This is a genomic window from Streptococcus sp. CF10-1 (assembly GCF_024295825.1).
GTDB lineage: Bacteria > Bacillota > Bacilli > Lactobacillales > Streptococcaceae > Streptococcus.
The window spans coordinates 13,147-39,383 of sequence record NZ_JANCPQ010000007.1; the positions used below are offsets into that span (position 1 = coordinate 13,147).

General features: G+C 42.6%; 32 protein-coding genes. All 32 read right to left on the reverse strand.

Annotation, left to right across the window (positions count from 1 at the left end; genetic code table 11):
* Positions 1 to 22 precede the first annotated feature (22 nt).
* Positions 23 to 1,009 carry an RNA-binding cell elongation regulator Jag/EloR gene (gene jag, locus NMM25_RS08850; RefSeq protein WP_254736619.1) on the reverse strand — a complete coding sequence of 329 codons (987 nt, stop codon included), beginning with the start codon at positions 1,007 to 1,009 and terminating at the stop codon, positions 23 to 25.
* 14 nt (positions 1,010 to 1,023) lie between these two features.
* On the reverse strand, positions 1,024 to 1,851 hold the full coding sequence (locus tag NMM25_RS08855) for a membrane protein insertase YidC (RefSeq protein ID WP_254736620.1): 828 nt from the start codon (positions 1,849 to 1,851) through the stop codon (positions 1,024 to 1,026).
* Entirely contained in the window at positions 1,826 to 2,197 is a 372-nt protein-coding gene (gene rnpA / locus NMM25_RS08860; protein WP_070568135.1) for a ribonuclease P protein component, read from the reverse strand. Before rnpA ends, NMM25_RS08855 begins: the two co-directional genes overlap by 26 nt.
* Positions 2,198 to 2,346: 149 nt before the next feature.
* Positions 2,347 to 3,537, reverse strand: a complete 1,191-nt coding sequence (locus NMM25_RS08865; RefSeq protein ID WP_254736621.1) for an acetate kinase — start codon at positions 3,535 to 3,537, stop codon at positions 2,347 to 2,349.
* A 50-nt stretch (positions 3,538 to 3,587) separates the two neighbouring features.
* Entirely contained in the window at positions 3,588 to 4,541 is a 954-nt protein-coding gene (locus NMM25_RS08870; RefSeq protein ID WP_254736622.1) for a class I SAM-dependent methyltransferase, read from the reverse strand.
* 58 nt (positions 4,542 to 4,599) lie between these two features.
* Positions 4,600 to 5,190: a class I SAM-dependent methyltransferase gene (locus NMM25_RS08875; protein ID WP_254736623.1), complete on the reverse strand. Its 591-nt coding sequence runs from the start codon at positions 5,188 to 5,190 to the stop codon at positions 4,600 to 4,602.
* Positions 5,191 to 5,222: 32 nt separating this feature from the next.
* Positions 5,223 to 5,636, reverse strand: a complete 414-nt coding sequence (comGG, locus tag NMM25_RS08880) for a competence type IV pilus minor pilin ComGG (protein ID WP_254736624.1) — start codon at positions 5,634 to 5,636, stop codon at positions 5,223 to 5,225.
* The gene (comGF, locus tag NMM25_RS08885; RefSeq protein WP_254736625.1) at positions 5,614 to 6,075 is read right to left on the reverse strand and encodes a competence type IV pilus minor pilin ComGF; all 462 of its coding nucleotides are present in this window, start codon (positions 6,073 to 6,075) and stop codon (positions 5,614 to 5,616) included. The genes comGG and comGF overlap by 23 nt, the downstream gene beginning before the upstream one ends.
* Positions 6,038 to 6,340, reverse strand: a complete 303-nt coding sequence (comGE, locus tag NMM25_RS08890) for a competence type IV pilus minor pilin ComGE (RefSeq protein WP_213988904.1) — start codon at positions 6,338 to 6,340, stop codon at positions 6,038 to 6,040. Before comGE ends, comGF begins: the two co-directional genes overlap by 38 nt.
* Positions 6,303 to 6,737 (reverse strand): competence type IV pilus minor pilin ComGD, encoded by a 435-nt coding sequence (gene comGD, locus NMM25_RS08895; protein WP_254736626.1) that lies wholly within the window; start codon positions 6,735 to 6,737, stop codon positions 6,303 to 6,305. Before comGD ends, comGE begins: the two co-directional genes overlap by 38 nt.
* Positions 6,700 to 6,963 (reverse strand): competence type IV pilus major pilin ComGC, encoded by a 264-nt coding sequence (gene comGC, locus NMM25_RS08900; protein ID WP_000962027.1) that lies wholly within the window; start codon positions 6,961 to 6,963, stop codon positions 6,700 to 6,702. Before comGC ends, comGD begins: the two co-directional genes overlap by 38 nt.
* A gap of 127 nt (positions 6,964 to 7,090) precedes the next feature.
* Positions 7,091 to 8,077 (reverse strand): N-acetylmuramoyl-L-alanine amidase, encoded by a 987-nt coding sequence (locus tag NMM25_RS08905; protein WP_254736627.1) that lies wholly within the window; start codon positions 8,075 to 8,077, stop codon positions 7,091 to 7,093.
* A 2-nt stretch (positions 8,078 to 8,079) separates the two neighbouring features.
* Entirely contained in the window at positions 8,080 to 8,412 is a 333-nt protein-coding gene (locus NMM25_RS08910) for a phage holin (protein ID WP_254736628.1), read from the reverse strand.
* 1 nt (position 8,413) lies between these two features.
* The gene (locus NMM25_RS08915; protein ID WP_254736629.1) at positions 8,414 to 8,713 is read right to left on the reverse strand and encodes a hypothetical protein; all 300 of its coding nucleotides are present in this window, start codon (positions 8,711 to 8,713) and stop codon (positions 8,414 to 8,416) included.
* A gap of 11 nt (positions 8,714 to 8,724) precedes the next feature.
* A complete protein-coding gene (locus NMM25_RS08920) occupies positions 8,725 to 9,330 on the reverse strand; it encodes a DUF1366 domain-containing protein (RefSeq protein ID WP_254736630.1) in 606 nt (201 codons plus the stop codon).
* Positions 9,331 to 9,383: 53 nt separating this feature from the next.
* Positions 9,384 to 11,417, reverse strand: a complete 2,034-nt coding sequence (locus NMM25_RS08925) for a DUF859 domain-containing protein (RefSeq protein WP_254736631.1) — start codon at positions 11,415 to 11,417, stop codon at positions 9,384 to 9,386.
* Entirely contained in the window at positions 11,417 to 14,035 is a 2,619-nt protein-coding gene (locus tag NMM25_RS08930) for a phage tail spike protein (protein ID WP_254736632.1), read from the reverse strand. Before NMM25_RS08930 ends, NMM25_RS08925 begins: the two co-directional genes overlap by 1 nt.
* A 2-nt stretch (positions 14,036 to 14,037) precedes the next feature.
* The gene (locus NMM25_RS08935; protein ID WP_254736633.1) at positions 14,038 to 15,534 is read right to left on the reverse strand and encodes a distal tail protein Dit; all 1,497 of its coding nucleotides are present in this window, start codon (positions 15,532 to 15,534) and stop codon (positions 14,038 to 14,040) included.
* Entirely contained in the window at positions 15,534 to 19,178 is a 3,645-nt protein-coding gene (locus tag NMM25_RS08940; RefSeq protein WP_254736634.1) for a hypothetical protein, read from the reverse strand. Before NMM25_RS08940 ends, NMM25_RS08935 begins: the two co-directional genes overlap by 1 nt.
* 13 nt (positions 19,179 to 19,191) lie before the next feature.
* The gene (locus NMM25_RS08945) at positions 19,192 to 19,815 is read right to left on the reverse strand and encodes a Gp15 family bacteriophage protein (protein WP_254736635.1); all 624 of its coding nucleotides are present in this window, start codon (positions 19,813 to 19,815) and stop codon (positions 19,192 to 19,194) included.
* Between the two features lie 4 nt (positions 19,816 to 19,819).
* Positions 19,820 to 20,176, reverse strand: a complete 357-nt coding sequence (locus NMM25_RS08950; protein WP_254736636.1) for a hypothetical protein — start codon at positions 20,174 to 20,176, stop codon at positions 19,820 to 19,822.
* A 52-nt stretch (positions 20,177 to 20,228) separates the two neighbouring features.
* Positions 20,229 to 20,690: a phage tail tube protein gene (locus NMM25_RS08955; RefSeq protein ID WP_254736637.1), complete on the reverse strand. Its 462-nt coding sequence runs from the start codon at positions 20,688 to 20,690 to the stop codon at positions 20,229 to 20,231.
* Complete coding sequence (locus NMM25_RS08960) at positions 20,690 to 21,094, reverse strand: minor capsid protein (RefSeq protein ID WP_213952417.1); 405 nt, start codon at positions 21,092 to 21,094, stop codon at positions 20,690 to 20,692. Before NMM25_RS08960 ends, NMM25_RS08955 begins: the two co-directional genes overlap by 1 nt.
* Positions 21,091 to 21,483, reverse strand: a complete 393-nt coding sequence (locus tag NMM25_RS08965) for a minor capsid protein (RefSeq protein WP_254736638.1) — start codon at positions 21,481 to 21,483, stop codon at positions 21,091 to 21,093. Before NMM25_RS08965 ends, NMM25_RS08960 begins: the two co-directional genes overlap by 4 nt.
* Entirely contained in the window at positions 21,483 to 21,815 is a 333-nt protein-coding gene (locus tag NMM25_RS08970) for a putative minor capsid protein (RefSeq protein ID WP_254736639.1), read from the reverse strand. The genes NMM25_RS08965 and NMM25_RS08970 overlap by 1 nt, the downstream gene beginning before the upstream one ends.
* Positions 21,805 to 22,206 (reverse strand): hypothetical protein, encoded by a 402-nt coding sequence (locus NMM25_RS08975; protein ID WP_254736640.1) that lies wholly within the window; start codon positions 22,204 to 22,206, stop codon positions 21,805 to 21,807. Before NMM25_RS08975 ends, NMM25_RS08970 begins: the two co-directional genes overlap by 11 nt.
* Positions 22,207 to 22,218: 12 nt before the next feature.
* Positions 22,219 to 22,419, reverse strand: coding sequence for a hypothetical protein (locus NMM25_RS08980; protein ID WP_084911694.1), 201 nt, complete (start codon positions 22,417 to 22,419; stop codon positions 22,219 to 22,221).
* Entirely contained in the window at positions 22,406 to 22,654 is a 249-nt protein-coding gene (locus NMM25_RS08985) for a Rho termination factor N-terminal domain-containing protein (RefSeq protein WP_049490354.1), read from the reverse strand. The genes NMM25_RS08980 and NMM25_RS08985 overlap by 14 nt, the downstream gene beginning before the upstream one ends.
* A 14-nt stretch (positions 22,655 to 22,668) precedes the next feature.
* Positions 22,669 to 23,541, reverse strand: a complete 873-nt coding sequence (locus tag NMM25_RS08990) for a hypothetical protein (protein ID WP_254736641.1) — start codon at positions 23,539 to 23,541, stop codon at positions 22,669 to 22,671.
* Between the two features lie 14 nt (positions 23,542 to 23,555).
* Entirely contained in the window at positions 23,556 to 24,125 is a 570-nt protein-coding gene (locus tag NMM25_RS08995) for a hypothetical protein (RefSeq protein WP_254736642.1), read from the reverse strand.
* Between the two features lie 141 nt (positions 24,126 to 24,266).
* Positions 24,267 to 24,548, reverse strand: a complete 282-nt coding sequence (locus tag NMM25_RS09000; protein ID WP_084856333.1) for a hypothetical protein — start codon at positions 24,546 to 24,548, stop codon at positions 24,267 to 24,269.
* Positions 24,545 to 26,194 carry a phage minor capsid protein gene (locus NMM25_RS09005; RefSeq protein ID WP_254736643.1) on the reverse strand — a complete coding sequence of 550 codons (1,650 nt, stop codon included), beginning with the start codon at positions 26,192 to 26,194 and terminating at the stop codon, positions 24,545 to 24,547. Before NMM25_RS09005 ends, NMM25_RS09000 begins: the two co-directional genes overlap by 4 nt.
* Between the last annotated feature and the right edge of the window lie 43 nt (positions 26,195 to 26,237).

Sequence of the window (26,237 nt, forward strand, 5' to 3'; positions counted from 1 at the left end):
GACGAACCTGATTTTGCTTTGCTTATTCTGCATCTACGACAACATAGCGATTTGGTTCGTCACCCTCAGAGTAACTCGTCACGCCATCCATGCGTGAAATAATGCGATGGATAATCTTGCGTTCGCTATTTGACATTGGATCCGTTTGTTGGCTACGACCTTCTTCTAAAACGCGAGTCGCCAATTTTTGAGCGTAGGTTTGCAAGACTTCTGCACGGTGTTCAACGTAATCATTGACATTGATTGTGATGTAGAAGGTTCTTGAATAGCGATTGTAAAGGTAATTTTGCGCTAACAGCTGAAGAGCTTTCAAGACTTTTCCGTGGTAGCCGATAATGCGACCTGGTTCATTAGTGTCAATTTGAAGATTGATAGTGCGGCGATTGTAGTCGCTTGAAATCGTCCCTTCAACATCCATATCATCCACAATGGTTTGAACGTAGCTAGCTACTTCAGTTGCCACTTGTTCGATGTCATAACTTGGTTCTACTTTCAAGCCTAAATCTTCCAAAGATTGACTTGTTGCTTTCTGGGTTTCAGTTTCTTTTTCTGGAGCAGATTCCACTTCCTCGGTAGTATCCTCTGGTTCCAATTCATTTAAAATTGAAATATGGCCTGTTTCTTCCAAAATCGTGCTGGCGTGCTTTTCATTTTTCAAGATTTCAGCCTTGACCTCTTCAGAGACACCTTGACCTTCTTCTTCAATCTTCTTGATGGCTTCCACTACATGCCCCAAATCAACAGTTGCTTCACTTACTGTTTTCACGGGTTCATTTTTTTCATTAACTTCTTTTGGAACCCCTTTAATGGCCTGCTGGTTGGCTTTGATCACTGTCGTTTCACTAATGGCTTCGATATCAACTTGAGCTGGCTTCTTACCAAACAAGCCTAAGAATCCTTTTTTCTCTTTCGAAACGACCTTGATGTGGGCCTTCATTCTTGGAATATCTAATTCTTTCAATCCTTTTTGGATTGCTTCTTCAACCGTTGAACCTGTAAATAATACCATTACCAGATTCCTCCTTATTTTTTCTTTTTCTGTGCTTTTTTCAAAGCTCTTCTCTTCTTGCCTTCTAAATCTTTTTCTGCTTGCGCCACTGCTTCTCTTTCAGCAATAATCTTGAAAGGATTGTTCAAGAAATAGGTTTGCAGAACTTGGTAAGCATTGGATACAGCCCAGTACAAGGCTACACCACTTGGGGCGGAGATGGCAAAAACAAAGATCAATACAGGCATACCATACATCATCCCTGTCGTAGCTCCACTTTTTTCAGACAAAGCTTTATTCGATAACCAGCTACTCAAGAAGGTAAAGACTGCCGCCAAAATCGGAAGGACAAAACTTGTATCTACTCCTCCCAAATTAATCCATAAAAAGTGACCTGTTTTCAAAAAGTCTACTCGACTCAAGGCTTGAAAGAGTCCCAAGAGAACAGGCATTTGTATTAAAATCGGCCAGAGAGAGGATGAATGTTTGATCCCTAACTCTTTATAAACCTTACGCATCTCCTGGTCTAGCTTGGTTCTACTTTCCATGTCACGACCCGGGTATTGCTCTCGCAAAGCCTTGATGCGCGGTTGAGCCTCTTGCATTTTTCTAGAGGCAACCATCTGTGTCTGAAAGACCGGTAATAGAATCGTCCGAATCAAGATTGTGAAGAGGATAATCCCCACTCCGATACTAATGTCAAAGGACAAAAAGCGGATAATTTCAGCAAAAAAATAGACAAATTTGCTCCAAAAGTCTGTTGAGTCTGCTGTTATATCGCTAGCTGTACCATTTGTTGCACAGGCTGTCATGATAAACAAGGACAAGCCCAACAAACTAGTCAACTGTAGTTTCTTTTTCACTCCCATTTCCTTCCTGGTAAATCTTTGATAACTTTAATACGTGGAGTAGGTTTTTCTCCATCTCTGCATATTCCAAGGTTTCCACCCCTTTTCGGGCAATCACGACAAAATCAACATGCTCTACTAAACTCCCTTTTACACCTTGTAGAATGTGCCGGATTCGTCTCTTGATTTGATTTCTGGTAACTGCATTCCCCAGCTTTTTGCTGACGGACAGTCCTACTCGAAAATGGTTTTGCTGGTTTTCCAATTGGTAGACAACAAATTTTCGATTGGCAAAACTTGTTCCGTCCTTGAAAATCGCCTTAAAATCTTTCTCTCTTTTTACACGAAAGCTTTTCTTCAAAACTCAACTCCATCTATTAAATTACTACTATTATACCATATTTTTTGAAAAAGCCAATAACAGCAAGGTTTTAGACATTTTCTACATAAAAAAAGCTGGAAAATCTCTTTTCCAACTTCTTTTCACAATCAAATTTTATGTGTATTTATTTATTTTTTCAAGCGTTCCACATCGCGTGCAATCACCAATTCTTCATCTGTTGGAATAACCAAGACACGGATTTTCGCTGCGTCAGTTGAGATGTCTCCCGTTACGCCAAAGACGTTCTTTTCTGGATCCACATCACAACCAAACCAAGAGATACCTGAAATGACATCCTCACGAACCAAAGCAGCATTTTCACCGATACCTGCTGTGAAGATAATCGCATCTGCCCCATTTAAGACTGCAAGGTATTGGCCGATATATTTTTGGATACGATCGACGTACATTTCATAGGCTAAAGTCGCATCATGGTCTCCTGCTTCCATGGCAGCAATCACATCACGCATATCGCTTGACTGGCCAGAAACTCCCATGAGCCCTGATTCACGATTGAGAACGCGACTAATATCTTCTGGGGTATTGAAATCCTCTGTATATTGCATGAGATAAGGGATGATAGCAGGGTCAATATCTCCTGTACGAGTTCCCATCATCACACCGCCGAGTGGTGTGAATCCCATAGAAGTATCCACAGACTTCCCACCCTTAACAGCTGTGATAGAAGCCCCGTTACCAATATGACAGGTAATCAATTTCAAATCTTCTAGAGGGCGGCCCAAAAGTTTCGCTGCTTCTCCTGCGACAAACTGGTGGCTTGTCCCGTGGGCACCATATTTACGAACCTTGTTGTCTGTGTAGTATTTAGTTGGTAGAGGGTAGCGATAAGCCTTTTCTGGCATGGTTGTGTGGAATGAAGTATCAAATACAACAACACTGGTAATATCTGGCAGCAATTCCTTAAATGCGCGAATTCCAGCTGCGTTAGCTGGATTGTGAAGAGGAGCCAACAGTCCCAATTCCTCAACTTTTTCTAACACATCTCCCTCAACAACTGTTGATTCCTTGAAATATTCACCACCTGCAACGACGCGGTGTCCGACACCTGTAATCTCATCGTACCCTTTGATAATATCAAAACGAATCAAGTCATCCAATAAAATTTTAACGGCTTGTGTGTGGTCTTCAATATCAAGAATTTGTTGCTCCGAACGACCGTCAAATTTTACTGTTGAAATGGAATCTTTCAATCCAATACGTTCAATCAAGCCTTGAGCCAAAACTTTCTCTTCTGGCATTTGATAAAGTTGCCATTTCAAGCTTGAGCTTCCGGCATTGATTGCAATTGTTTTTGTCATAAGATGATACCTCTTTTTAAGCGTTTTCATCTATTATAACAAAATCTCTTTTATATTTCAGTACCTTTGCTCCAATTTTGAAAATTTTCTTTAAAGTTCAACAAAACTGACGGATCTTGCAAGCTAGTAAGAGGGTAGACAAAGGGTTCTATTTCCTTGTCTCTTTTCTTCTGTAAGACAAAAATACTTTTAGCTTGGCTTGCAGTTGAGAAAATATCCTCTGGCAGAGCGATGATAGCAGCCAGACTCACTTCGTCTTTGAGCCACCCTTTTAATAAGTCACTTTGAGGACTGGTCAATAAATCACTCGGAGCTAGAAAAATTGCATAGCCATCTGACTGAAGGTACTTGAGGCCTTGTTCCATCAGCAAATGGTGGGCATAGGTATGCTCTTGACTAGAAGCCACTTGATAGCGTGAAGCGATGGCATCGTCTGGGTAATAGCCAACAGGCAAGTCGCTGATGACCACGTCGCTTTCTTTAAGCATTTGCGGACGAACGGCGTCGCCTTGAACAAATCCTGCCTGCAAACCAATCACATCTGCCATACTGGCTGCCAAATCAATCAGCAAGTCATCCACTTCGATTCCCAAGTAATCTACTTTTTTAGCAAGAGAAGTCAAGAAAGTAGCCCCCAAAATCCCCATACCAGAGCCTATTTCGAGGATGCTAATTTCCCCTTGTTCAAACAACTCTTCTACAACAAGTACCAAGAGGAGGGCAATGGCATCTGGTGTAAACTGGTGATTGGCCTGTAAAGGTTCCGTTTGTCCTGCCTTCATCAAGAGAAACTGATAGGTCTTGAGCCATTCTTCTTGGCGAAGCGCTAAGCGTTTAAGGGCTTGATTGTTCTCTTTGACCTGCTCTAGCTCGGTCTCACCATCCAGGTAGATACTATTTTGCTCTACCAAGGCATCATAAAAGTTGGTCGCCAAATCACTTTGGATGACTTGGACATTCTCTAGTAAATACGTATAAGCTTGTTCAATTTTTTCAAAATCCATATTCCTATCTTATCAAATTTCCCTCCTTTTTTCCATCTGAAGAGAAAAAATCACTGCTTTAGTCAGCGAGTGATTTTTGGGCTACTGTTAAAAAGAGTTCTGAATAATTTCCTTGAAACAATTCTTCAGCGCTATAGAGAATCTGACTATGCACAGATGAAAAAACCTGCTGAATTAACTTATTTTCCAGTTCAGCTAAATCAAAACCATGATGGTTGGTATCTGTCTTGACAAAATCAGCGATGAGAACTTGTCCATTCTCCCTAAGGTGATGGTAAAACATGGCAAGAGCCGCATCCAAATCAGGCATATGATGAAGAACCCTACAAACAACAATGAGATCAAACTCTTTCTCCAAGGGATTTTTCAGTAAATCCTGCTCCAAAAACTGGATATTCTTGATTTCTTGCTGCTCTGCTTTCAAACAAGCTTGCTCCAGCATTTTCTCAGAAATGTCTACAAGAGCGACAGACTTAGCCTGCTTGGCTAGGGGCAAGGCTAATAGCCCCGTCCCACCACCAAAATCCAGAATTTCTTTGTCTGATAGAAAATCAATCTGTTTCTCGATAGCTTGACAAACCAAGTTTGCAAGGAATATATTTTGGGGCGAATCAAAGGTTTCTGCTTTGTGATTAAAATCATGTTTCATGCTTTTAGTTTAGCACAAAGAAGTTGAATTGACTAGGATTTGTCTTTCTTTTCAGGCTTTTCTTCTGATTTTTTCTTCCCTGCTTGATTGCTTGAATCAGTCGCTACCTCTTCCTTTTTAGCTGTTTTCTTTTCTTGGTTTTTCATCGGAGGAAAGAGAAATTCATAGTTGCCCTTATTCATACGAACACTTGTTACAAAACCTGTTTTCGTATTGTGATACCTGACTTTTCCTAAGTTGAAGACTCGTTCTCCACTTTCTTGCTCAACCTTATCTTTACTTCGCTTGGCCATGGCGAAAGCAGCCAACTTTTCTTTGTTTAGGGCAAAGTCTTTGTGATGGGCGACTTGCCGGTTCAAATAAAACTGCAACAAAAGGCTAAAAATAGCTGCCATGGTGACTGCATATAAAAGAACGCCTGCCTTAACTTTTTGCTTTTTCCACACGATAGATGAACTCCCTTTCTAAGCCCTTTTGAAATTGGAAACGAAAGCGAACCAATTGATTTTCCTCTGTAATTTGAGCTGATTTAAGTCCATAAACCATAGGTTGGTAGCCCCGTCCGCTGGTATCCGTTTTTCGAAAATCATCCGATTTAGACTTACCTATAGAGATATCCTTACCATCCTGTTTCATGTAGAGGCGATTACCTTCCACCTTTTCAAACTGCGAACGCTCTAACTCTGCCTCCAGTTGATCCACAAACAAGAGCCACTCTTTTTGCTCGCTTTGCTGCTGGTAACGAACTTCTGAAATGAGGAGCTGACTCATAGCTTGAAAAAGGAGCAAGCCCCCACTGATGACAATAAGAGCAATCAGAGATTCTAAAAGAGTGAACGCTCTTACCTTACTGCTCTTTAAGGTCGAGTAACTTCTCTGAACCATGATAGACCTCCACTCCCTTTTCACTAGAAAACACCTGAATCTCCACTCCGTTTATGTTTACCTGATTTTGACCTGTCTGCAGAGCCATCTTAGCTACCCTCAAGACTTCTTCCTTTTGCAAGATTCTTGCTTCTTCTTGCCTATTTTTCTGGATTTGTCCCAAAAGAAGGGTCGCAATGCTGGCAAAAACGGCTAGAGCAACTACTGCTTCTAGTAAGATCACTGCCTTAATTTTTAGTTTCCTTAATGCGTTTAATTTTTCCATTTCCTAGATATAATTGATAGCGAATCGCTCCTTTACTGGTCTGAAATTCAACCTTAGCCAGGGACGAATTGCCCCCAGCTCGGTCAAATATAATGCTTTGTCCTGATGGTGCCTGAATTCCTTTAGGAACGATCAAGTTTTGACTGCCATTGCTGATCATCTGCCCGTCTAAGTTCAAGCTGGTCTTTTGCTGACTGGCTACACTGCGTTTTTGTGTTTCCCGATAGAGTTCTTCAAACTCCATAAAGAAAATCTGCTCCTCCACCGCTGCAAAACTGGATTGAACAGAACCGGACAAGCCCAAAGCAAGGATACTCACAAGTCCCAAAACTAAGAGACTTTCCAGCATAGTAAAGGCCTTAATCTGCAACAGTTTGACTTGTTTTTTGTTTTGCATGGTAGTCTTTATAAGCTTTAGCTTGCTCAGCTGTGATACGGCCGTCCGCTTGTAATTTGCTAAGGCTGGCATCATCATTCTTGTCCAAACGATAGAGCTCTGCCTGGCTTTCTACTACCTTGACAACAGCAGCTTTTCCTTTATCATCTACGGCATCCTTTTGCTTGGTCAAATTGGGCACAAAGAGCAAGAGAAGAACGCTGATGATTAAAAGGACGACTAGCATTTCAATCAAGGATAGTAAAATTTTTGATAAAAAGTACTTCCATAGCAAACAAAAAAACCGCAAGCATAAGCCTGCGGTTACAATTAGAACAATATTTTAGAAAATTTCCTTTCTATTTTTTAAAAAATTATTTAGTAGTGATGAGTCCATTAGGCTCAACAGTAAACTCTGGCTTGTCTGCCATTGTGCCGTCTGAATTGAGGTAGTACCAGCCTGAGCCGTCAGCTGATTTGATGAACTGTTTGGATTTCATGTCGCCATCCTTGGCATCTAGGTAGTACCAGTGGTCTTTATATTTAACCCATCCAGTGGCCATCTTGCCATCTTCTTTGAAGTAGTACCACTTATTGGCAATGAGTGCCCAACCAGTCGCCATGGCACCACTTGGTAGCAAGTAATACCAGTATCCGTCCGTATGCTTGTGCCAAGCGTTAGCCTTCATGTAGCCGTTGCTATCGAAGTAATACCAGACATCGTCAATCTTCTGCCAGCTATTAGCAGGGTAAGAGCCGTCTGAATTAACATGCCACCAGCCAGTCGCATTTTTCTTCCAGCCGATTTCGATATCATCGCCACCAAGCATTTCTTGGACGGTAGAACCAAGCGACTGATAATGCTTGATTTTAGCAATCACATAGTCACGCAAGCTATCATTGTAGCCACCGTGCAATTCAAGGGACCGTGCAGGGCATGAGGTGCTTGAAAACTCGTTATGAAACTTGATATTGCTATAATTTGGAGTATCACCATAATAAGTCATATCCTCGGCCATTTGTCGCAATACCATGTTTTCATTTTCGATAAACTCGGCGTCTGATGCGCTCAACTGCTGACATACTTCGTAGCTTAGAGAGTTCATGTTGGCATCGTAGTTAGCAGCAGACCATGAGCCGTTATACGTGTCTTCAACTCGCACAATTGCATCTCTTGTGATGTAATAATGTGCAAAACCAAGTTCAGCCTGACCATTGTCATATCGTGACTGGAGCCATTCGATGTAGGCCTTTGCATTTTTTGAGCCAGCGTCATTATGTAAGACATAATATTTTGGACGTTCAGTCGGACGAGAGCCTGAAATTCCATTGAAGATTGTATGGTTAATGATTTCTACCATCCTTATTCCCCTTTCCAGGCATCGTTCATGCGTTTCACTGCTGACTCGATAAATGTATCGAGGTCTTTATCTGCCATGCTGATGTTATATTTTGTGAGCTCAGCTCTGACTTTATCACGAGCTTGCTCCAGCTTTTCTTGACCTTTATAGCCCGTTTCAGCTGCTACCTGTTCCACAGCATTGACCGCATTTTGGGCCAAGATTTCAACGATTTTGATAGTCTTTTCTCCGCCTTTTTTGACAAGAAAATCCTTAATAGATTTGACTGCGATACCAGCCAAAATGACAAGAATGCTAATTGCTCCATTTGCGATAATTTCATTGATTTGTTGCATGTTATTCTCCTTTTTCGATTTCGTCCATGCGGTCGTTCATGCGGACCATTTCTTTCTGAATGTCTCCGACCGTGTGTGTAATTGTGGTTAATTCTGTCGTTGTCTTTTCAAGATGAGTCATCAAACGCTCTTCCCGTCTGTTAGAGTCGGCTTTTGATTGCTCATGCAGATCCATAATCTTCTTCTCTCGCTTATCCGAAGTCTTGATAAGATATCGAATGATGATAAAGAAGAGTAGGATAAACAAAATCGCCCAAGCAACCTGGCTTTGAGCAATTTTTTCAGCTTCTTCAATCAGCATACAACCTCCCTCTACTCAATACGTGGCATGACCACGGTCAACACACCTTGTTGTAGCATTTCAGCAAGTGACTGCTCTTTGTATGTGTAACCCTCTGTGGCCTGCATTTGAAACTTGAAAATAGTTTGTGTCCCTTTAGGCCATTTTGGATTGGTATCAAACGGATAAGGCATGGCAATGATGTCTCCATTTGAGTAGCGTGTACTCGTTACAAGTGGCTTAACAAATGCTGCTACCTTGACATAGGCGTTGGTAGGCATACCTCCACTTTGTGAAATAGCAAGAGCAATCAATACCTCTGTGATAGCTGAAACAGTATCAAGATTTTCTTTTGTTTCTGCCGCTGCTTGCTCAGCTTTATCCGCTGCCTCTTTGTTCTTTTGCAGTTCTTGATTTACTTTGCTAAAACGTTCATTTTCAGCACGCTGTGGAAAATTCTCCTGATAAAGAGCCTCGAGTGCCAACTCAAAGAGTTCAGTATTAGACAAACTGATTTTGTCAGCTGGTAGCAAGACAGGTACGATAGCGCCATCTGAATTAACAAGTGTGACCTTGGTTGCTGATGCAACACCACTTGCATCAAATTCTTGTGATTTTGAGCCATATTCTAGTTTCATATTTCCTCCTTTTAAAATTATTATCTGATTTTTTATGTAGGTTTTTTACGGTTTTAAGGGTAAGGATCATTTGTAATATAAGTTATTGTACCTGTCCAATATTTGTTTCCTGGCGCTTTACTTGTCAGACGGATTTTCCCATCTGATGCAAGGTGCAAAATAGCCGTACCTGTTACTGTTGAGTCAGACAATCCTTGTAAAACCAAGTTAACCTCTTGAGCTGGTCTAAATCCAGCTGGTATTGTTTCTTTGACTTCTCGATAGTCTGAAATTGTGGCAATGTCTGCGATTTTTCTTTCGGTTGAAATTGTGACAAGATTGCCATTTCTTGTTACGTTACCGTTGATAAACCAACCTAGCTCAATTTTCCTCTTGACTGTTTCTTGAACGGTAGCAATCTCTTTCCATTGCGTCGGAGCCCATTTATTGGCATTGTTATAGACTCTAACAAATACACGCCCTGTCCCTATTGAGGTGAAAAATTGGACGCCTTTCCAGCTATCAAGCCAAAAATTTTGATACAGACCCCACTCACCGTTTTTTCCTGTTGGATTGTCATCGTATTTGCCTGTTCTCCAACCAAATTCTGTAGCTTGCTTATTCCAAATATCATCCCATTGAGCACTACCTCTACCTAGACCTCCATTGTTATCAGTCAGCTGATATTGCTGTATGGGTTTGTTGTCTGCGTAGATGTTGCCCTTGACATCAAGAGCGCCTTGCTCCCTGATTTTGTTGATACCAACCCCTGAGCGGTCATAAGACAAAACCACGCTCTCTGTGGCTACATTGACCATGAAATCAGACCGTGTGAATTTGTCCTCTAACGTGCCTATGACAACCCATGACTGATTAGCTAGATAATTGCCTGCAAGATTAGCCTGAGAATTGACTAGGTTTGAGATACTTGTCCAGGAGCCAGTAGCTGGTCCCGTGTCTACTTGAAAATTAGTAGTCCCAAGCCGAGCAACCTTGAATGTCAAGGTCATTGAGTTCTTTTGACTTCCTGCAACCATCAGAGGTGCTATTTTGGCATTTCTCGTAGCGGTCAATGTGCTAGAGGTTGAGCCCGTTCTTGCTATGCTAAAACTTAATGCTGGAGCAAAATACTCAAGCACGGTTACAGATACCTCTCTAGTATCAGACCATCTACCACGGCTGTCAGAGACGCTAGCTCTGATTTTGATTGTGCCATGATAATTCATAATGCCAAGACTGCCACCGTTTGAACTTGTGGACTGGTTTTTGCCAACGATTTCAGCATAGTATCCAGTTATTGATGAGCCGTAGGAACCAACTGCGCCATTAAACGCTACCTTGATGTTAGAGATTACCTGGATGAACGTATCAGACTTAGGGATGAGGTTTTGAGCCGCACCATTTAGGTCCGACAGGGAAACTCCTGTAAATGTGGGTTTCACATTTGCTGGCACGCTTGCCGTCAAGGTTGTTGACTGCGTTCCAGTCTTGGTAGATCCTGAATAAGTATCGACGTAGATTGTCCCTGTTCCATTTGCAGAGTTTGGAATGTCGTTGGCAAAATCAAGAGGGATCGTCCAGCTAGTAGATGTGTCTACATTCGTTGCAATCGTTCCTGACTTGCCAGCCCAGGCATAGCGCACTGTATGCTTGAAGCTCGGATTTTGACGGTTGATGTTGATAGTGATTGTACTACCAATGACACCAGCACCTACCCTAACAGAGCTTGAGCGTGGGATAGTAGTCAAAGTGAATGAGTTACTGCTGAGCGTTAATGTTCCAGGCGACCATCCACCACCTCCACTGAATGTAGCGGATAAGCTAAACGTTTTTTTACCATCATTCTCATGTCTGATTGTTACTGTTCTATCAATCAGCATAATTGAGCTATTTTGACTCAGCATAGATGGACGGCCTGACCAACTCAAAGTCTGACCATCGACAGTTACAGAGGAAGAGCAGTCATAATCTGAGAATGTATGAGCACCGTTGGTCAAAGCAAGTCTTACCCTTACTTGACTACTATTATCAGTGGTATTTTGAGACACCTGGTCTACCCACAGTCTGAGATAATAGCTCCTATCGTTATTTGACCAAAATTCAGCCATTAGTTACCTCCTACATATCTAATCACGTTCATATCCATATTGAGATGGTACTGTTCTTCTCTAAATCGTCCAATTTGAACTGTTTTAGAAAAGATACCATTCTCGATATGAATGACCCCTTGTGAAATATACATGACCTCAACCCCTGCTGAATACATTGAAATTCGTCCGTTAGGATTGAACATCATGCTAGAGCTACCGTCATTCTTACCAATCACAAGCCCCTCATTTGAGGAACTCATATAGGTATCGATGAAATTCCAGCGGTCAGACAATTCTCCCAAGTCCTTAGCAATATTAGAAACACGCTGACTAGCTGCAATCAAATCTTTCTCAGCTTGTACCCTCGCTATCTCGTTAGATTGGACAAAGTCTTTGTAAGCCTTTATCCAATTATCAAGCGTGTCAGCGCTAGCTTTAGCCTCAAGCTCAGCCTGGATAATTCCAGCTTTCTCATTTAGAGCGTTCAGTTGCTCCTGAGTTAGCCCTTGATCGGCTTTAGAATTAAGGCTATCCTCAATATCCTCAGGAGCTGGTATCCAATCAATAGGGACTGTCCCTGTATTCACTCTTAGATTTGAGATGATGACCGTTCCATCTGAACCTTTCTCAAAATTTAGATACAAGGCAATCTCTTCAATTAGATCGCTTGTCCTACCGTCTGAGTATGGTTTCCACAGCCAAGGTTGAGAATACGTGCCAGATTTAACAGATGTAGTATCTATGTGTTGTATTCCTAAGGCTTTATCATCAGTAGTAAAATCCCACTGTTCTGGCGAACCGTTTCTATATTTAATTACACGATTAAGCCTAAAACCTTTGATGGTTTCAGAGGCCACATAATCAAACGTTAAATAAAGTGGTTGAACCGTTGGCCAATTCTGAGCTGATTGTGCTAGTGTATAGATTTTCCCTTGATTTCCTATAGTTGCTCTAGCAGTTCCTAGTGCAAAGTTACGAGCCCCAACCCTCACATTATCAAAGAGAGCTGTCCAGTTGTAGCTTGTAGGATCCTGACTGTCTGCCTCTGTAAAATCTGTGTACGTCCCAAAATAGCGCTTGTTGGCGCTTGATGACGTACTGAACCCATCACGTCCGTTCTCTGAATTGGCCCAAGCTCTATGCAAGTACTGAGTTTTTCCTGCCGTTCCGTCAGACGTATTGATAAGAGTCAGTTGCTCAGACGCTACCTCTTTGTTATCAATCCAAGCCGAAACCGTCAATACCATTTTCTGATTGATGTCGGCAGCCTTGACAATGTAACTAGAGCTTGTGGCTTTGATTTCGCCATCCACCACCCAGCGCCATCCGCTATTGATGACCTTGTTACCTTTCATCAAAGTAGGAGTCACAATCGTCTGACCTTGGCCGTTCTTAAAGGCTACACCGTTGTCAGTGGCTAGCTTGATAGTATAAGGCTTAGCGTCCTCTATCATCCTGTCTAGCTGTTGCTGAATGCCCTGAGATAGACGATTTTCAAGCGCTTTGGCATTTGAGAAAGTGGTCTTGTTATTCTTCGGATTGGTAAAACTGATGACTTGCTCAGATACCCTCATCTCAAGCAAGAGAGTAGGGTTAAAGCCGTCATCATAGACTTTTACTGTGTCTCCTATTTCAAGATCCGCAAAGCCCTCAGCCTCGTAAGTTACTGCTGGGTAACAGTTCTTTTTGAGTTCACGGTAAGCCGTCGAACGGATGACCTCAGGATTTGAACTCTCTACAGTCATGTCCTTACGAGTCCACTGGTCACGGTCGCCTGTTGAATGCGTGAAAGTAGACGGATACATCTGCATTGAAAGAGGGGCATACAAAGCAGCCCCTGACTGGTAGAACTCACGTTCTCCCTTTGCATTGTTGACAGACCAAGGGCCAAGCCCTCTAATATCAACTACGTTGCCTTTGTCATCTTTACCCGTTGGGACAACCGTGTTATAGATCCCAGTTTTGTCAATCATCCTAGTGATTGTCTTGAGGTTTTTACCATACTTCAAGATTTTGGGACTAATTTGACCTACCCCTTGGTGGCTATCGTCGTGCTCATGATAGACATTGACTGTAAATGACTTGATAGAACTGTCAGCGTTGAGACGTGTGTCAAACTCAATTTCTGCGCCAAACTTCTTAGCTAGACTAAGTAGCCTGTTGAGCTTGGTGTCTGAACCCTCCCACTCAGCAGAGATTTTCTTATTAGCAACTTCATTGATACCAATTTTCAAGAAAGTATAGTTGAGCAAGTCCATTTCCTCACAAAATTCCTTAAAGCTCATGGCTTTAGGGGACTTGTAAGGAATAGAGTACTCATTGATCAGTTCAAGGTTTAGGTTGATACTATAACACTTTATAACTTTCTCATTTTCCTCAATTTTTCGGATTGTATGCAGGTAAGTTCTGCCCTTGTATCTGAATGAAACAAAGGCTTTCTCATTGAGAGAATTATAAGCCCTCTTTTTGCCTACATCTGAGATAATAGCCTTTTTAAAAACAGTAAAATCAAAGGTACTAGAGCCAGTTTCTAGGTATCTTGTCCAGGCATCGTTGAAATAGTTCAATGTATCCTTTTTGTCATTGTCCACAAAGGCTACTTTTCTCAAATTTGAGTCATGTATTGTCAATAACATTGCTATAGATACCTTTCTTTAAATTCTACTTTGACAGTGGGCTTGGTCTTGACCCAACTTGAGCAATAGACCTCAAGCTGACTGTTTCCAGGTGGAATAGTCAAGAAACTTGAGCCATCCACAACATCTACAATCTTCTCAAGGCCGTCCACTGTAACAGTGTCATTCTCGCTGTTTAGCACAACGTTTGAACCGACTGGGTAGCGGTTCGGCACATCACCGACTCCTGGCACAAAATCCTTACGGTACAGTAGTTCGTCTATGTACATGTGAGTAACCATAGGTTTATCATGGTAGGCCCCAAGCATGACATGGATCTTAGCGGACTTCCTGCCTTTAATTTCAGGAATGGTAAAGCTATAATGAGAGCCTTGGTAGTAGACCTGGACCCTATCATCATTCCGCTTTATTTCAAATTGTCCGTTCGAGGACGTGAATGGGTTCACCTTGCTATCTGATAGACCTGTAAAGTTCCAGCATTTAAGAAAGTAATAGCTTCCCTTGCCGTCAGATCCAAACACATTGAACTCACATTCTTGCCCCTGAGTACGTTTGAACGTTTCGACTCCATACAAAAACTGGCCTGCTGTATCAGATACAGTAATCTTGATAAAGCCATATTGATTGATGGCACCAGGTAAAAAAATCTGTTTACCGAAAATGTAATCATCAAGAGAGCCAACGCCTCCAGCGCTATCTAGAGGGATGTCCCATGTCAGACCTGTAGCGTAGTTTTTAGTATTAGCGCCGTCAAACTGGTCTCTTAGCTTAATGTGTTTTTTATCCCAAAGCGTCAGTATTTCAGATACACCTTTCACATTCTCGCTGTTGTCGTTTGTGATCGTCTTGTTCTTTGTTGCTCTAGTAAAACCATCTGAGATTTTATTACCTCGGAAATCAAGTAACACCTCAGACCGCTTGACTAGACCTATATCAGCCTCTTCACGGTCGCCAACTTCAAGAGCCCCGCTAGTATTGACTATCCCAATATAGCCATTCTCGGCGTTATTCTTAACCGTAATGACAGGAAAGGCTGGGACATTGCCATTATTGACCAAGTTAAAAACCACCTTGTCAGGTTGCTCTTGTCCGTTATCAAAGCGCCTATAAGTCGTGCCATGTGCGACACCGTCAGGAACAAGAATCTCAAACTCGCCCTTTTGAAGCCATCTAGCTACGTTATCGACATCCACAGAGCCAATGACAATTCCCATATAGTACTTGTCAGGCTCGTCTGAAATATCAATACGAACTGGCTTGTCGGTGTTTAGGATTGTAGCTAAGGTGTGCTTGGCCAATTCGGTATCCCTAGCCGTTTTTTTCTGAACGGTAAATTTAACTTTGATTTTTTTAGGTCCGGTTCTTACTTCTTGGACGTTTACGCCCAAAAAAGGGGCGTCATTTGTTGTGACGTCCCTTTCGTTTCCTACCGGACGAATTACTTCGTTGATTTTTATAACCTCAGAGAGGTCGTGATTGTTATAGATAACTGTGTCCATTAAATAATCCCTCTCATCATGTTATCGATCATGAGCTTGTCATTTTGGTAATCGGTCATCTTTTGTCCGATTTGGCCAACAAGCGCTCCGCTTTCCATCATCAGACTGACTGGACGTTTGACTGCCCTTTCAGCGACTTCCAGAGCTTGCTCTACAAGATGGTTAGATTTTTCTTGTACAACCTTAACGCTCGCTTTGATTTGACGGTCTAGGTCTGACTTGACCTGAAGTGTCTTCGTAAGGCTAGCTTGACCTACTCCAAGAATGTCTTCAGGGGCAAAGTTAAAGGCTTTGATTTGGTCGAATACATCGCCCATGGCATCATCTACCTTGTGAGCATCTGCCAAGATACCGACTGCCACCCCTTGAGAAATGAAACGTCCGACGTTGTCTCTAAAACGGCGTGATGGACTGTTAATCTTAGCCTTGGCCTGTGCGGCTCTTTCAGCTTGAGCGACAAGAGCATTAGCAGCAGCCGTGACAGCTCCAAGCGCTGAGTACATACCTTGTGCTAAGCCTTGGCCAATCATGTCACCTACATAGCGCATAGTAGAGACGCCTCTCATTCCTGTAGACTGGATAGAGTTGACCATCGCTGACATTGCTGATGTCGCCGAGCCGACTCCTGAACGGATACCATTTGTTATCCCTTCAGAAACCCCACGACCTGCCTGTTGGCCTGCTTGCGTCATCTGAATTGACGACTGCAAAATTACAGTCACAATCAATGCCATGTTTGACTGAACCGACGATACAGCTTGAGCCATCGCTGAAGCCATACCTGAAGCAAGCTGAGAAATGGCCGATGTAGCTGATGAAGCTGAAGCGTTAATCATCGTTAGAGTAGATGACATCGCTGAAGCCCCACTTTGAGCCATCATCATAGCGTTAGCTAGAGCCACCAAGCCTGTCTGAAGCGCCATTACTCCAGATACAGATCCAGAAAGACTTGCAAAAGAAGCCATGACCGATGAAGCAAAAGCGCTCATCGAAGTTCCAGCGCTTGTCAATGTTTCCGGCAATGTGCTGAGGTTAGTGCTTAGTGATGATAAAGCTGTAGGTAGTGACTGCAAGGCTACACTTGCTAGTTGAGCTGATATAGCTATCAAGCTCAATCCTGTTCCTGCTTGTTGCAATCCTGGTCCAGCTGAAGCAATGCCAGAATTGGCAATAGCAGTCAAGCCTGTTGCTACTGTCGCTAATGTTCCAGCTAAATCTAGCAACCCTAATTCAGTGAGCATCGAAATCCCTTCAGCCATGTATTTTACTCCAAGGCCTGCGTTTAAGGCGGCGTTACCGATACTATCAAAGATACCAGCTACACCGTCAAGCACATTACGAATGGCAGAGCCAAAGGACTCAACTACACTACCAGCACTTTTCAAGATAGAGCTCACTTGTTCTCCAAATGTTTTCAAGAGATTAGACAAGCTATCAATGATAGGGCTAATCTGAGAGAACATGCTACTAAATGATGAAACGATATCAGCAATTGACGGAGCTATCGCAACTACCATTTCAGTTATGGCTGGAGCAAATGGAGCAATCGCTTCAACAATTTGAACGATAGCGTCAGCAATAATTTGAACTACTGAAACGAACGCATCACTTATAATCTCGACGATTGGAGTCACTGCCGTTGCAATTCCTGAAATGGCTTCGCCTAAAGCTGTGATAAACGGAGCTGCTGCACCCATTGCCTCTCCAAATGCAACAACAAGAGGAGAGAGCTGAGCAAGAGCACTTGTTACTGTTGGCAGAACTCCTGAAACTGTAACGATAGCCTGGGCAAATGTGCTGATGATTGCAGTAGCAACAGTAGCAAATGCCTGCCCAACTGCGTTAATGATTGTAGCCACTCCTTCACCTTGGCTGGCAATGAGACTTAAGCCTGCAGCAATAATAGCCACTCCGGCACCGATTCCGACTGCTGCAATACCAATCGCTCCACCAAGAGCAAGGATATTCCCAACTCCGGCCGTTCTTAAAGCTAAGCCAAATGCTCGAATGACTGGCGCTAAACCAGAAAGAGCAATTTTGATGCCTTCGCCAATCCCTGTCGCAGCCGTTTTGATTGCTGTTCCTGTTGTTTTGATTAGAGTTGAGATTGATTTGAAGATTTGAGCGATTGCGCTTTTCGAGCTCGTTGCACCTTTTACAACTTCGTCCGCCCCTTCTTTAGCACCTTTAGCAAATAAACCAAACGGATTAAAGCTCTTCAAGAAATTAAATGCCTTGAAAGCGACTAGAGCTCCTCCAATCCCTGCAATCAATCCTCTCCAGACATCTGCACTAATTGATTGAGTTAATTTTGAAATCCAGCTCACAATCATTGAAATAGCGTTCACGACGTGCCCAGCGGCTGCGCCTACGATATCCCAAGGAATAGCATCGCCTAACTTAATAGCAAGATCTAAAGCTGCATCCGTCAAATCTTTAAATGCTTGATAGGCGTTCTTGATTGCTCCTGTTTCAGAGAAGGCTTCTAGTGCAAACTGAAAGGCCATAGCCATATTCTGGATGATGACGTTAACTGTTTGAATGACATTTCCAACCCCTTGAATAACATTACCAAACCCATTTGATTCGCTTGTCAGTTCTTCAAAGAGCGACTGGATTGTCACAACAACATCTCGAAAAGTGTCCTTGATTACGTCAAAAACACCCTCGTCAACTCCGAGCGAAGCAAACAACGATTTGAATCCTTGTTCAATCCTTGGCCCAGCTTCTGCCAAGGCTGTATCGATAGCTTGAGGAAGTTGTCTCATAATATTTCCAACCATAGGCAAGAAATTGCCTAAAAGGAACGTTGAGGTGCTAGAGATAAGCGCTTTTAAAGACGGTCCAATATCTTCTCCGAGCGTCAAATTCGCCAAGAAGTTGGATGCCGAAGCCTTCATTGCCGCAAACGAACCACTGAATGTAGTCTGCGCTTCTTGTGCTGCGACTCCTGCGACTCCCAACTCTTGTTGAACTAGGTCGATGGCTTCTACGATATCCGCAAAGTTGTTGATATCAAACTTCTTGCCCATTGCTTTTTCTAATTTGCTGGCGTCTTTAAGAAGTCGTTGCATTTCTTCTTTGGTACCGCCATATCCAAGTTTCAAGTTATCTAGCATGGTATAGTTCTGTTTAGCGAAGCCTTGGAACGTTTGCTGGATTGAACCAATATCTGTACCCATCTTGGCTGAGTTATCAGCCATGGCCATGATAGCCTTGTCTGCCATTTGTGCGGCCTTCACAGCATCACCACCGAGCGCTTGCTTCAAGCTGGCACCGAAAGAAACAGCTTGCTCTGCGTATGTATTAGCAGAGATACCAGCTGAAGCTGCAGCGTTCGCATATTGCTTCACAGACTCAGCGGCAGTCGTATAGAGCGTATCAACACCACCAAACGATTGTTGGAGCTTGGCCCCTTCGTCAAGAGCTGTAGCAAATACACCCTTGATAGCACTGCCAAGGGATTGAATCCCAGAAATCAGCGCACCGCTGACAATGTTAGCTCCTAAAACTGACTTAAAGACCGAACCTAGTTGCATCCCGCTTTCTGTCAGTCCGCCAACCATCCCTTTTAGACGTGCCACTCCTGATTGAGCCTTATTGCCATCCATATCAACTTGGATGACCACTTTACCATCTGCCATTTATGCCTCCTTTCTACTCGTAATAGTCATATTCATCATCTTCTTCGTCGCAATCATCATCTGGAAGACGATACTCTTTTTGTAGTTCTCGCATCTTATCAATGTACTCCTGACTGTCGCCTTTTTGCGGTTCATAAGAGCGAATCTTCACGACTTCTACAAATTTGGTTCCCTCAGGCAAGCCAACAATTAGAGCATTGAATTTCTTCCAGTGTAGCTTCCCAATTTCTTCGATTAAGTCGATTCTGTAAGCTTGCATGAAAGAAGCAAAGATATAGGCTCCGTCATGTTTCACGTTGTAGAGTCTTTTCTCCGGCTCTTTCGATGTTGAAGATTTCATAACATTGCCTGCCAAGTCGTACTCAACATCGTCTTCTTTTTCGTCTGTTTGGATGTGCTCTTCAAAAATTGCCTGAACAACTTCCAAAGCCTCCTCAAAACTTAAAAAATCAAAAGAAACACCCGTCAGGATCTGCAACGCAAAAAATGGGCGCATGAACTTAGGAATATCATCGTCTTTCCATAATTCAAAGACTTTCAATACTCTGTCAAATGACAATAGCAGAGGAAAAGTCTTCTCTTTGCCTTCAATTTCTAGAACAAGCTCATCAACTAGCTTCCTAGAAATATCTAACATGGCATTACCCTAGATATTTCTTGAATGCATCTTCTGAATTTCGCTCTTTATATTCTTTTTGAATTCCAAGAATGGTCTGCATCAGATAGTTAAATGCGATGGTTGTATCTTCGTCTGCAAATTTATAGACTTTTTCAAATGCATCCGCTCCGAATAGTTGAGTCCAACCATCTTCAACAAGTTCTTTGGCTTTTTCTGCGATTTTCTCGTCAGAAAGCTTTTCAATTTTCTTCCAGTTCTTTGCTAAGCTTTCACGGAACTTATCAAGTTCCTTAACGCCCTTGTCATTTGCAATGTATTCCAGCTGAAAGTCTCCGAAATCAATAGGAATGATATTGCTTAGTTTCTTAATTACGACCATTGTTTTTCTCCTCTTTTCAAAAATAAAAAGGCGTGATATTTCACGCCTTAGATTATCCTGGTACTACTGTTGATTTCTTAGGTTTACGAGTCCATACGACCTTAAACTTAATACTTTCATTTTCAGACGCTTCACCGTCACCGATTTCGATACCAGAAAGACGAGCTGGCCCCTCATATTGAGTTTTTTCAGTCACATCAATCTCCTTGTACCAAACCAAAAGCTCGTCACCGACTGCGTCTTCTTTGTCTGCCACAAAATTCTGCGCTTTGTCATCTGTATCACGAACGCCCTCGAATGAGCGCCCTCGTGTTTTAGTGATCACTTGTTCTTCAGGTGTCCCGTCACCAGAGAAGTCAGTGAAATCATCTGTCTTCTCGTTATTTTCTGGCGATGATTTCTTAATCCCTTTAGCAATCCAGAGGTAATCCGTAGCGGTTGGTGGAGTGTCTGGAGTCGCTTCTTTGTAAGGGCCGATGTAGTGTTTACGTTTTACGTTTTTATTTTTAACCATTATTCATTCCTTTCAATTTCAAGGCTGGCAGTTACGTCCAGCAAGTAAATATAAAAGCCTTGCTCGTCTAAATCATTCAAGTAAGGCTTGTCGACTTTCAGACCTAAGAACTCGTAAGAGCCATTCTTACTTGGCAATTCTAGGTCCATTTTTGATAAGGCAGCGTTAATCTGCCACAATGTATTATTGTTTAATTCCTGATCTCGTGACTTGATAGCAATTTCAAAAGGCAAGCTGACTGTTTGAGTTCCAGCCATGTCCTCGTCTACAACCTCTCCACCAGCTAGAGGGAATACTACTAACCCTTCTTTCTCAGCTAAATAACCGTGTTTAGACGGGATTTTTTCTTGGATGCCCTTGATGTGCTCAAGTAAGACCTCTGCAAAGTCATTATTTTGGTTCATTTCAATCCCATCGCTTTCAATCCGACATCGCCCCACTTCTTAGAGTGTAAGGCAGCGGCTTTTTTATCCCACCTTGGACCAGTTCCAGGCGTTGGCCGTTGACTCAGCAACTTCTCCTTGTTAGCAAAGAAAAACCTTCTTTGTTTTTCAGAAAAGAACCCTTTTCGCTTCTTGCCATAATAGAGCAATCTAGCGTAGGGCGTTGCATAGACAATCGAATCTTGTCGAACATGTCCACTAGACCTCAATTCCCCCTTTCGTTTTGGGACGAAGCGCTCCATATCCATCAGCATCTGGTTAGCAATAGCTAACTTTCCTTTAGCGAGATTCTCTGGAGATACTTTCTTCTCAATTCCTGATAGGTCTATCTTTACATTAACACCGCCCATCAAATCACCTCGATTTCATAAGCTAGTAGCTTCTTGGTTAGAGGATGATATTGAGGGATGATGTTCTTAACAACGTAGCTGACGCCGTCCTCTTCTACAAACCCACCAACGAAGCTCTTGTCGAGTTTCACAGGGCAGTATTTGTGATAGACAATCACAGTCGAGGAATTGGACTCGCTACGATGATTGCCTGTTCCAGAATGAGAAAAGAATCTATCGAATTTGCAAGGGGATAACAAAAGAGGGTCAGAGTAAGCCTCTTTCCCCCAATCATCCTCACCAACGGGCTTTTTGATAGTCACAGAATCAGTTAGCATTCTTTTATCTATCATAATCAACCCTCGCTGAGCCAAATCCAGCCATTCTCAGCCAGTTTTCAGCATCTCTTGATAAATTACACCTTTCCGCCAAAGAAAGCGAATTCGAGCCATTCTGAGAGCCTGAGCGATAGCTTATAGATGTCCGCCCGACTGACATGCTGGCAATAGATTGCTTGTCCTCTGCCGTCAGGACCCCAGAAGTGTCCAAATAAGCAATCTGAAAGGCTGTAGCTCGTTTAACTGCCTTCTTGCGAGCTGTATTGTCGCTATCAAAGCTATTTAGAGAATAGAAATCTCTAGTATAAGCATCGATAGCGAGTTCCGCTCGCTTCAAAAACTTGTCAAAGTCGCCCTCGACCTCAAATCCGAGCTTATCGAACTCCTCTTTAGTTAAGTAAGCCATCTAATCACCTCCTTAAAAGGTGGATGTCCCCACCTCAACTAGATCTTGCTTAGGCTCTTCAACGAGTTCAAAGCAATCTTCACCAATCACCTCATTAAACAGGCCATTGATTCGATTAGCTTCGTCTTGATCTAGCTCGTATTCTTGCCCTTTGTCAAAATGACGGTCAGACTTAGCTAGATAAGCGTTCAATTTTGCTTTAAATTTGGCCATTTAACACCTCCAATAGTTCATCTTTGGTCTTGTTTGAATAGCCCTCAAACCCTCGCTCTTTAGCAAGAGCTTTCAACTCTGCCAAAGTCATGTCCGAAAGTGAATGAGTAGCCAAAATCTCTGATATTTGGCCATCTTCAATCACTTCTTCAAATCCATCAGCGATTAGCTGAGCTTCAAGCAAGCTGCCTTCCTGCACGGTGTAGACTTGGTTTCCTTTTTCGTACTTACGCATTTTCTACCTCCTTATTAAGCAGATTTGTGAGAAACATAGACCCCGTCTGTCTTGCTTTGCAAGACGAAAAGATCATGATAGAGACGGTTTTGGTACAAGTATCCGTCACCTTCCGTGTGTTGACCAGGAGCGAAAAGATAGATTGAGTTGAACTTAGCCTTGGCAATTACTGCTGGCTTAGCAACGATCAAGAAGTTAATGTTTTTACCATCTGAAGCCTTAACAAAGCCTTCAGTGAAGTCAAACTTAGTCTTGAAGCGTGCATCATCCCAAACTTCGATAAGCTGAACTCCGTCAAGTGAAGTGACACGAGTATCGATTCCTTGAGGCGACGTAGTAGCGATTGAGCGCGTGAACTCTTTAGAACGTTCCAAGAAGTCCATCACTTCGCTAGAAACATACATAACGATGTTTTGAGCGCCGTATTTACGGACTGGCAAAAGAGCAGCTTTCAATTTTGTGTAGATGTTCACTTCTGACAGGTCATCTTCAGACTTGAAGTGACTGTTTGTGATAGCTTCTGTAGCGATTTTAGAGAAGCGATAAGCATCTACTTCGGGAGTTGCGTGTTCTGTGATGAATGTGTTAGATACGTTAGCGGCTGAAAGTTCTTGGTTGGTTTCGTCAACGTCTGCAGCATCTACGAAGAACTCGACGTCACGGTCAAATCCGAGCGTATAAACTTTCTTGTCGTTGGATACTGTACCAGCATTATAGCCTTTAGAGCGAGTATGCGCTTTGTAGCCAGTCACTGAAATAGTCGGCAATTCGAACGACTTAGCGCCCAACCAGTTTACTTGTGGCGTTTCCAAAATACTTGTGAGTGCGCCTTGCATCAATTTCTTTTCAAAGGTGCCTTCGTGTTTAGTGATGTAGTTAATTGTCATTGATCATTCTCCTGTTAGTTGTTTAGTCCGAGAGCCTTTAAAAAGGCATCTTCTTGGTTCGTTCCAGCCGTCGGATTTCCTCCGGCCGAAAATGTCGGCTTCTTCTCCTCAGATTGCTCTGTGCGACCAAACTGAGGATATTTCTGCAATACTTGGCCAATAGCGTCTTCGATAGACACCTCATCGGTCACTAAGCGAGCAGATAGAGTGATGACGTCGTCTACAGACTCAGCATTTACTCCCAAAGTCAGAGCTGATAGTTTCGCTTCCAGGTTCTTCTTATCTGACAAAGCAAGTTCTAGCTCTTTCTCTTTAGCAGCAAGCGCTTCTGACTGTTTCTCAGCCTCGCTCTTTTGTGAGTCCTTCCACTCTTTGAGTTGCTGGAGTCCTTCTTTAGCGCTCTTGATGTCCTCAAATCCTAGGCTTTTGAAGATTTTCTCTTGCGCTTTCTTTGACTCTTTAGCTACAAGACCAGTCACTTCATCTTGAGTGAAAGTCTTGACAGGTTGCTCTTGAGTTTGTGACTCAGTGTTTTCTCCAGCATTGACTGGCTGGTCAGTTTGTGTTTGAATGTCTTCTGGCATTCTTCTATCCTCCTAAAATTAGGTATTATCTTCCGTTCTTTACCGACTGCGGATAAAGTCAAGCAAAAAACCGCATCGAATTCGACACGGTTTATAGTGGTTTATAGCAATTTATTGCATGAAAAAAGCGCCTAGATTGTTCTAAGCGCTAAGTTTTACTAACTGTTTTACCTGTTCATAGTATGGCGTTAGGAAATTGATAAATCCTTGCTTATCACTTGGGTCATGTTCCTCTAAGAACATCATCAGCTCAAAGTCATTGAGAGCGTCAAACATTTCAGGGTTTTCATTGTCCCAAGCCTCGGCAAAGTCTTCATCTTCTCCGAAAAGGGCGTTAAACTTGAAGGAGAAATCCCAAAAATTATCAATCTGACCATTGACAGCTTGCTCTAGCATGTCTAATACTTGTTGGCTGTATTTCATAATGGTTTAAATCCTTTCAGTTTTTTACGTTTCATCATAGTTACTACAATATCTGTATCAGGCTCAGTGATATAGAGGATACCGTTATAGTATCTTGCAAGTCTGCCATTCTGCTCTGATACATAATTAGGTGGTAGAGAAAAGGCTGTCTTTACCGTTTCATAATTATAAGCAAACGTGCCGTCTTTACGCCTCATACGTTCTATGTAGCGTGCTATTGCATGGTCTCCAAACGTTATGCCAGCATTTTTGAAATTAAAGTAAGCCTCCACTGCCTGCTGTTTCTGCTTGTCAGACAGTTTCTCTTGAATGTCCCCTTTGAAATAATTGACAATCCTATTATCATGCCTCAAGGAGTCTTTTTCAGAGCGACTTAGAGCCCGAAAATCACTATAAGATTTAGGTGCTTTATTTCCTAAATTTTGTAGTATTTCAGAATACTCCTTTTTGGAGCGTTTGTCAATAGTTTTGTATAACTTTTGAACTGCATCATCATTGTAGCGATATCTTTCTCTTTCCTCATCCCGTTTCAGGAATGGGTGCTTATCGATGTAGTCTTTCAAGGCAGCGTTTTGGGTGCCTATCTTACTCTTGTACTTGTCTATCAGTTCTTTATCGCCTAGTTTCTCAGCGACGTGGACCTTTTCCTTATTTGCCCTGATAGACCTCTCTAGAGCTCTCTGCTTAGCTTCCGCGTTGGCGTTCTCTATCGCTTGCTCTGAACTAACCGAATCGACGTCCTCGTCCAAATCAGGCTTGTAATTAGCCCCTGGGATGAATGGAGTTAGCATGTGACCGCAGTTAATACCAAGGCACCCTTCAGGCCGACCGTAACCATAATCTGACAAAGCTAAAATCTTCTCGCCATGTTCGACCCTAGCCCGGCCAGTCGTTACTATCTCATGTTGCAAAGGAGCGCACGACTTGCGAGCTGACGCCTTTTTTGAAAAATAAAAGGTATCAATGCCCAGCTCTTCAGCTGGTCTCGTTCGCATTTCTCGATAAGTTCGATAGGTTGTCGTCTTGATAACCGTCCGTGCGTAATTGTCAATTTTCCAGTTACGTCCAGCGCTATCTTTGAAACCTTGAAAACCTTTCTCTTGCCACTTCATGACCGTGTCAGAGATAGCCTTATCAGCCGTTGACAATCCTGTGACTACTCTAGCGACAGATTGCTCCACAATACCTTGATAGGCACCAATGACGGCTTTTGGTAGCGTTGTGTTAATAAGGTTATTAAGGTCACCAATAGCTTGATTAGCATAATCAGCAAGAATTTCTTGAATGTGATTGCTGTTTCCTGCAGATCCACGGCCTAAGTCTTCCATGAGCTGTTGCTTCGTGTCTGTGTATAGCTTCAGGCCTTCATTCTCGACAATGTGACGTAATTGCTCTTCAGCGACTCCAGAGTATTTAGAGATTAGCTTCAGGTTATCCTCGTTCAGCATGTGCATCTGTTGCATCTTCTCAAGTTGCCAGATATACGGTTGCTTATCAAGATAGACCGTGCCACGTTCAGTCACACGTTCGACCACGTTATCAAACAAATCCAAGGCTAACTGATGGTAGATGTCTGCGACATTGCTTGCTTGAAGTAGCAGTTGCTCGTCATTGAATTGGATTGGTGGTCTCTTCTTTTTTACCATGGATAGCCTCTTCTATTCCTTCTACCATTTTTTTTGCTAGTAT